This window comes from Rhodococcoides fascians A44A (assembly GCF_000760735.1).
GTDB classification, from domain to species: domain Bacteria; phylum Actinomycetota; class Actinomycetes; order Mycobacteriales; family Mycobacteriaceae; genus Rhodococcoides; species Rhodococcoides fascians_E.
In genome coordinates this window covers 416,764-424,061 of sequence record NZ_JMEX01000004.1, presented here as the reverse complement: position 1 = coordinate 424,061, position 7,298 = coordinate 416,764, and the positions used below count along the sequence as shown (strand labels likewise).

Below are 7,298 nucleotides of genomic sequence, written 5' to 3'. Positions count from 1 at the left end.
GGAGCCGATGACGAGAATCGAACTCGCGTAGCCTGTTTGGAAGACAGGGGCTCTACCATTGAGCTACATCGGCGTGCATGCGACGTTGATGGGATCGCCATCGGCGCCGCTTGCGATTCGAAACTCTACATAACCTCGGATCGAGAATACAAATTGCCTGCATGTAGAGTCTGTCGAGACGGATGCGGTGGCCCGCCCACGGGTACCGCTGGTGTCTGCTGTTCAATGGAGCCTGTAAGTTGATCGGCGGGCGGCTTGAACAGCGTCGGTAAGACGGGGTGTGGCGCAGCTTGGTAGCGCATCCGCTTTGGGAGCGGAGGGTCGCAGGTTCAATTCCTGTCACCCCGACAAAGATGAGACCGGGTCCTCGAAGGGGCCCGGTTTCGCCGAGTGGTTCACTTCGCCGCTGGTTCGCCGTCGCACTTGGTCGCGGTATGTCAGCGAGTGACGGTGAATCGGACCGACAGCACAGCACGACCACCAGAAGGAGCATGTCCCGTGAAGAGCACCGTCGAGCAGCTCAGCCCGACGCGAGTCCGTATCAACGTTGAGGTGCCCTTCGAGGAGCTCAAGCCTGATTTCGACCGCGCCTACAAGGCACTTGCCCAGCAGATCCGCCTCCCCGGATTCCGTCCGGGCAAGGCTCCGGCCAAGCTTCTCGAAGCACGGGTCGGTCGTGGCGCAGTGCTCGAGCAGGTCGTCAACGACGCTCTCCCCGCCCGGTACTCCGAGGCCGTCAGCGCCGAGCAGATCAAGGTCATCGGCCAGCCGGACATCGAGATCACCAAGATCGAGGACGGCGACGAGCTGACGTTCACCGCCGAGGTCGACATCCGTCCGGAGATCACGCTGCCCGACTACTCGACCATCTCGGTCGAGGTCGATCCGCTCGAGATCACCGACGAGGCAGTCGACGAGCAGCTCCAGTCCCTGCGTCAGCGCTTCGGCACCCTCACCGGTGTCGATCGCCCGGTCCAGTCCGGTGACTTCGTGTCCATCGATCTGTCCGCGACCGTCGACGGCGAGACCGTGGAGGAGGCGTCGGCCAACGGCCTGTCGCACGAGGTCGGTTCGGGTCAGCTCATCGAAGGCCTCGACGACGCCATCGTCGGTGTGTCGGTCGACGAGTCCAAGGACTTCACCTCCACGCTGGTCGCGGGCGACTACGCGGGCAAGGAAGCAGTCGTCACCGTCAAGGTGGTCTCGGTCAAGGAGCGCGAGCTTCCCGAGGCCGACGACGAGTTCGCGCAGCTTGCCAGCGAATTCGACACTCTCGACGAGCTCCTCGCCGACCTGAAGACGCGCGTCGAGCGGGTCAAGAAGGTCGAGCAGGCCGGTCAGATCCGCGACAAGGTTCTCGAGACGCTTCTCGAGACCGTCGAGGTCCCGGCTCCCGAGGCCGTCGTCAAGGCCGAGGTCGACAACCAGGTGCACGAGGCCATTCACGGTCTCGACCACGACGAGGCCAAGCTTGCCGAGCTGCTCGAGTCGCAGGGTTCGAGTCGCGAGGAGTTCGACAAGGACGTCAAGGAAGCGGCCGAGAAGTCGGTTCGCACCCAGCTGCTGCTCGATGCCATCGCCGAAGCGGAAGGCACGCAGGTCGGCCAGGACGAGCTGACCGAGCGGATCATCTTCCAGGCGCAGCGCTACGGCATCTCGCCGGAAGAGTTCATCCAGCAAGTCCAGCAGGCCAACCAGCTCGGTGCAGTCTTCGCCGACGTGCGTCGCGGCAAGGCGCTCGCATCCGTCGTCGACCGCGTGAACGTCACCGACACCACCGGTGCTTCGGTCGACACCTCCGAGCTTTTCGGTAGCCCCGCAGACGCAGAAGAGCCTGCAGCAGGCGATTCTGCCGAGGGTGAACAAGAGAAGTAACGCTGACAGCGAACGACGGCGGTTCCGGGACTCCGGGGCCGCCGTCTTTCGTTAGTGTCTGTATCAGGAACCAACGATCAGTATGGAAAAGGCAGGTACCGTGACTGTTCAGAATCCGGCGGCTTCGCACCAGCAGAGTCCCGTCATGACTTCGGCCGCTTCCGGCCTGAATCTCAGCGACTCGGTGTACGAGCGTCTGCTTCAGAATCGCATCATCTTCCTCGGTACTCAGGTCGACGATGACATTGCGAACAAGCTCTGCGCACAGATCCTCCTGCTGTCGGCGGAGGACCCCACACGCGACATCTCGCTCTACATCAACTCGCCCGGTGGTTCGGTGACCGCAGGTATGGCGATCTTCGACACGATGGAATTCGCCGAGTGCGACGTGGCCACCTACGGAATGGGTCTCGCCGCGTCGATGGGTCAGTTCCTGTTGTCGGCAGGCGCCAAGGGCAAGCGCTACGCACTCCCGCACGCGCGGATCATGATGCACCAGCCGTCCGCCGGTATCGGTGGTAGTGCCAGCGACATCGCGATCATGGCCGAGCAGTTCGCTCACACCAAGCGCGAAATGGCGGAGCTGATCGCGCTGCACACCGGACAGACCGTCGAGCAGATCACCGAGGACTCCGATCGTGACCGCTGGTTCACGGCCGCAGCAGCGAAGGAATACGGCTTCGTGGACCACGTCGTCTCGCGCGCACGGCAGGCAGGCGGAGTCGGCGAGTAGATCGCCCTTCGAACTCCGTCCCTCGAAACCTCACTTCTTGGAGAAACGATGACCAACTTGTTCGATCCCACTCAGATGCCGTCCTCGCGGTACATCCTGCCGTCCTTCGTCGAGCACTCCAGCTACGGCGTCAAGGAGTCCAACCCGTACAACAAGCTGTTCGAGGAACGCATCATCTTCCTCGGCGTTCAGGTCGACGACGCGTCCGCGAACGACATCATGGCTCAGCTGCTCGTGCTCGAGGGCCTCGACCCCGACCGCGACATCACGATGTACATCAACTCGCCCGGTGGATCGTTCACCTCGCTGATGGCGATCTACGACACGATGCAGTACGTGCGTGCCGACGTCGCGACGGTGTGCCTCGGTCAGGCCGCCTCCGCGGCAGCAGTGCTGCTCGCAGCGGGAACGCCGGGCAAGCGCGCAGCTCTCCCGAACGCTCGCGTTCTGATCCACCAGCCGGCCAGCGGTGGAATTCAGGGCCAGGTGTCCGACCTCGAGATCCAGGCGGCCGAGATCGAGCGCATGCGTCGCTTGATGGAGACCACGCTCGGACGCCACACCGGCAAGGACCCCGATGTCATTCGCAAGGACACCGACCGCGACAAGATTCTGACCGCCGAGCAGGCGAAGGAATACGGAATCATCGACACGGTGTTCGAGTACCGCAAGTTGTCCGCACAGAAGTAGCGGCAGCGGGTATCTTCGCAGGACGCGGCACGGAGGCCGAGGGTCGAGTCGATCTCGGCCTCCGGTACTCGTCGAGCGGGGGCCGAGGTAACGCTTCGAGGCCATCGAGGCGACAAATGGACAGTGCTGCGGTGGGTCGGTAGCGCTGTGGTGAGAGTCGGTTCCCGAGTTCCGCGAGAATTCGGACGACGAATCACCGGAAACAACTCGCCCTGATCTCCGGATCACGGGTACGGTCGCATCAGGGCTCAGGCGCTGTCGATCGAGAAGTTGCTCACGGTCGGGTCGGCATCCGTTGGGTGTCGCACGGCCAGACGCGGACAAGGAAGTAGGAACCTCGAACATGGCACGCATCGGTGACGGTGGCGATCTGCTGAAATGCTCGTTCTGCGGAAAGAGCCAAAAGCAGGTCAAGAAGCTCATCGCAGGTCCTGGGGTGTACATCTGCGACGAGTGCATCGACCTGTGCAACGAGATCATCGAGGAGGAGCTCGCGGAGTCGAGCGAGGTCAAGCTCGACGACCTGCCCAAGCCCTCCGAGATCCGTGACTTCCTCGAGAACTACGTGATCGGACAGGACACGGCCAAGCGCACGCTTGCTGTGGCCGTCTACAACCACTACAAGCGCATCCAGGCCGGAGACAAAGCGCGCGACGGCCGCGGCGAGAGCGTCGAACTGGCGAAGTCGAACATTCTGATGCTCGGCCCCACCGGGTGCGGCAAGACCTATCTCGCCCAGACGCTGGCGAAGATGCTCAACGTCCCGTTCGCGATCGCCGACGCCACCGCGTTGACGGAGGCAGGGTACGTCGGTGAAGACGTCGAGAACATCCTGCTGAAGCTCATCCAGGCCGCCGACTACGACGTCAAGCGCGCCGAGACGGGCATCATCTACATCGACGAGGTCGACAAGATCGCCCGCAAGAGCGAGAACCCGTCCATCACCCGCGACGTGTCCGGCGAGGGTGTTCAGCAGGCGCTGCTGAAGATTCTCGAGGGTACGCAGGCAAGCGTCCCGCCCCAGGGTGGCCGCAAGCACCCCCATCAGGAATTCATTCAGATCGACACCACCAATGTGCTCTTCATCGTGGCCGGCGCTTTCGCTGGGTTGGAGAAGATCGTGTCGGATCGTGTCGGCAAGCGTGGACTCGGCTTCGGCGCCGAGGTCCGCTCGAAGGCAGAGATCGACACGCAGGATCACTTCGCCGAGGTGATGCCGGAGGATCTGATCAAGTTCGGGTTGATCCCGGAGTTCATCGGACGCCTCCCCGTCGTGGCGTCGGTGACCAACCTGGACAAGGACTCGCTCGTCACCATCCTGTCCGAGCCGAAGAACGCTCTGGTCAAGCAGTACAGCCGCTTGTTCGACATGGACAACGTGGAGTTGGAGTTCACGAAGGACGCACTCGAAGCCATAGCGGACCAGGCGATCCTGCGCGGCACCGGTGCTCGTGGCCTGCGCGCCATCCTCGAAGAGGTGCTCAACCCCGTGATGTTCGACATCCCGAGCCGTGACGACGTGGCGAAGGTCGTCGTCACGTCCGAGACAGTGAACGACAACGTGCTCCCGACTATCGTTCCGCGCAAGCCGGAACGTCCCGAGCGCCGCGACAAGTCCGCGTAGCGCGGAACAAGCGACAGACGAGAAAGGCCCGGTCGAATCCGACCGGGCCTTCTTCGTGGATTCTGTCGCTCAGCCGATCATGAACGCGTGCGCGTCGGGATATGCGTCGAGCAGGGCGTGGCGCTCGGCCACCTCGGGATCGTGTCCTGGAACCACCAGGCTCGGAGAATCCGCGAGTTCGTTGATTCGGTCGAACGCGTAGTACATGCCTGGAACGTCGTGAAGGATCGCGAACGGTGAGTCGTTCTCGATGTTCTCGTAGAAGTGGCTCGCGTCCGAGGCGACGACAGCGTATCCGTCGGCTGTCTTGACGCGCACCACCTGCATTCCGGCCGTGTGACCACCGACGCGGTGTACGGATATGCCCGGTAGGAGCTCCGCGTCACCGTCGACGAGTTGCAGCCGGTCGCCGACCGAACGCAGGTGTGCAACATCCTTTTCCGAGTTCAGCCACTGTTCGCGAACGATCCGACGTGCCCATGGGCCGGTCCAGTACTCGAGCTCGTCGGCTTGAAGGACGTATCGTGCCTCGGGGAGGTCCGCGACGATTCCGGTGTGGTCGTAGTGCAGGTGCGTGAGGATCGACAGGTCGATCCGATCGGCGGCAATGCCCAGTGCTGCAACGAGTTCCAGCGGCGAACCGTGGTAGTTCAGGCCGTCCATCCCTGCGGCGGTCTCGGGCGAGATTCCGGCATCGATGAGGATCGTGTGCGATGCGGAGACGGCCAGCCACACGTAGTACGCCGTCGGGTGTGGTTCCTGCCCTCGCCCGTCGCAGTAGTGGAAATGTTGCTCGCGTGTACCGGTTCGCGATGCGTACTGCACCGCGTAGAGACGGAAGTGCTCGTCCGACGACGGCCGGATCGCGGCCGCCGTCGGGGAGGTGTGGTGGAAGCTCGTCATGAGAGGTCACACCGTCGTCGGGACGGCCGCTGCCTCTCTCTTGGTGAGTCCGAGCTTTTCGGTGGGGACTCGGAACGTTTCGCGCGAGGTTGCGACGATGGTGATGTTGATGGCACAGAAGACCGCCGTCACCACAGCCACCGGGAACCACGCTCCGATTCCGTCGCCGGCGATCGCGCTGGCGATGGTGGGTGCGAAACCTGCAATGGCGAAGCCGATCTGGGTGCCGATCGCCGTTCCGGACAGTCGGACCTTGGCGGGGAACATCTCGCCGTAGAACGCGGGCCAGACGCCGCCGGTGGCACTGTGGACGATGCCGAACATCACGATGCCGAATGCGAAGATCAGGAGGTAGTTTCCGGTCGAGATGGACCAGAGGTACCCGAACATCAGAACCGCGCAGCCGGTGGAACCGAAGATGAAGACGGGCTTGCGTCCGATACGGTCGGAAAGGGCACCGAAGAACGGAAGGGCGAACAGCGCAGCAACATTGGCGAGCACTCCGACCCAGAGCATCGGCGTGCGTTCCAGCCCTACCGTGTTCACCGCGTAGGACAGCGCGTAGACGCTGAAAATGGTACTGACAGAGGCGATCACGGCAGCGAACACGACGCGCAGCACTGCACGCCAGTGATCGGTGAGCAGAACCGAGAGCGGCATCTTCGGCTGTTCGCCGGTGGCGACCTCCTCTTCGAACACCGGGGTCTCGTCGAGCGAGCGGCGGATGAGGAATGCGGCGAGAACAACGAATGCGCTGAGGAAGAACGGGATTCGCCAACCCCAGGACAGGAGCTGGTCCTCGGGAAGCATGGCGACGGGGAGGAAGACGGCCGTTGCGAGGATCTGTCCACCCTGGGTGCCGCTCAGGGTGAAGCTGGTGAAGAACGCGCGGCGGTTGTCCGGGCTGTGCTCGAGAGTCATGGAGTTCGCGCCTGCTTGCTCACCGCCGGCCGAGAAGCCCTGGCACAGACGGAGAACGACGAGGATGATCGGGGCCGCGATGCCGATGGTCTCGTAGGAGGGGAGCAGGCCGACGCCGAGGGTAGCGACGCCCATCAGCAGGACGGTGGCAACGAGCACTCGTTTTCGGCCGTACTGATCTCCGATGTGCCCGAGGACGAGTGCGCCGAGTGGGCGGGCGAGGTAGCCGACGCCGAACGTCGCCAGGGCGAGCAGCGTACCGGTGGCAGCGCTCGAGCTGGGGAAGAACACTCGACCGAACACCAATGCGGCGGCGGTGCCGTAGATGAAGAAGTCGTAGTACTCGAGTGCGCTGCCCACCCAGGCTGCGGTGGCCGCGCGCTTCGGGTTGGCCGTGGCCCGCCCACCGGCGGGGTCGGGATGCTGCGTCACGGGATCGCTCATCTTCGGTCTCTCTTCGCGTGAAGGGGGAGTACACAAGGTCGACGGAGCCGGGTTCATCCCGATCGGACCGTAATGTACTAAACGGTTAAAACTGGGCGTCACTAGATA

At 63.3% G+C, this 7,298-nt stretch carries 6 protein-coding genes and 2 tRNA genes; 5 read left to right on the top strand and 3 right to left on the bottom strand.

The window, feature by feature from the left end; translation table 11 throughout:
- Positions 1 to 2 precede the first annotated feature (2 nt).
- A tRNA-Gly gene (locus BH95_RS02980) sits at positions 3 to 73 on the bottom strand.
- Positions 74 to 274: 201 nt separating this feature from the next.
- Here BH95_RS02980 and BH95_RS02975 point away from each other — a divergent pair.
- The 5 genes from BH95_RS02975 to clpX all read left to right on the top strand — a co-directional run bounded on the left by BH95_RS02975 (position 275) and on the right by clpX (position 4,922).
- Positions 275 to 348, top strand: a tRNA-Pro gene (locus BH95_RS02975).
- A 150-nt stretch (positions 349 to 498) separates the two neighbouring features.
- Positions 499 to 1,875, top strand: coding sequence for a trigger factor (gene tig / locus BH95_RS02970; protein WP_037158238.1), 1,377 nt, complete (start codon positions 499 to 501; stop codon positions 1,873 to 1,875).
- A gap of 82 nt (positions 1,876 to 1,957) precedes the next feature.
- On the top strand, positions 1,958 to 2,608 hold the full coding sequence (locus BH95_RS02965; RefSeq protein ID WP_019664750.1) for an ATP-dependent Clp protease proteolytic subunit: 651 nt from the start codon (positions 1,958 to 1,960) through the stop codon (positions 2,606 to 2,608).
- A 48-nt stretch (positions 2,609 to 2,656) separates the two neighbouring features.
- Positions 2,657 to 3,298: an ATP-dependent Clp protease proteolytic subunit gene (locus BH95_RS02960; protein WP_019664749.1), complete on the top strand. Its 642-nt coding sequence runs from the start codon at positions 2,657 to 2,659 to the stop codon at positions 3,296 to 3,298.
- 343 nt (positions 3,299 to 3,641) lie between these two features.
- Positions 3,642 to 4,922: an ATP-dependent Clp protease ATP-binding subunit ClpX gene (gene clpX, locus BH95_RS02955; protein ID WP_026347736.1), complete on the top strand. Its 1,281-nt coding sequence runs from the start codon at positions 3,642 to 3,644 to the stop codon at positions 4,920 to 4,922.
- A gap of 69 nt (positions 4,923 to 4,991) precedes the next feature.
- Here clpX and BH95_RS02950 read toward each other — a convergent pair whose 3' ends face one another.
- Together BH95_RS02950 and BH95_RS02945 are read right to left on the bottom strand one after the other, a co-directional pair.
- Positions 4,992 to 5,825 (bottom strand): N-acyl homoserine lactonase family protein, encoded by an 834-nt coding sequence (locus BH95_RS02950; protein WP_033190425.1) that lies wholly within the window; start codon positions 5,823 to 5,825, stop codon positions 4,992 to 4,994.
- Between the two features lie 6 nt (positions 5,826 to 5,831).
- Positions 5,832 to 7,190 carry an MFS transporter gene (locus BH95_RS02945; RefSeq protein WP_019664746.1) on the bottom strand — a complete coding sequence of 453 codons (1,359 nt, stop codon included), beginning with the start codon at positions 7,188 to 7,190 and terminating at the stop codon, positions 5,832 to 5,834.
- Positions 7,191 to 7,298 lie beyond the last annotated feature (108 nt).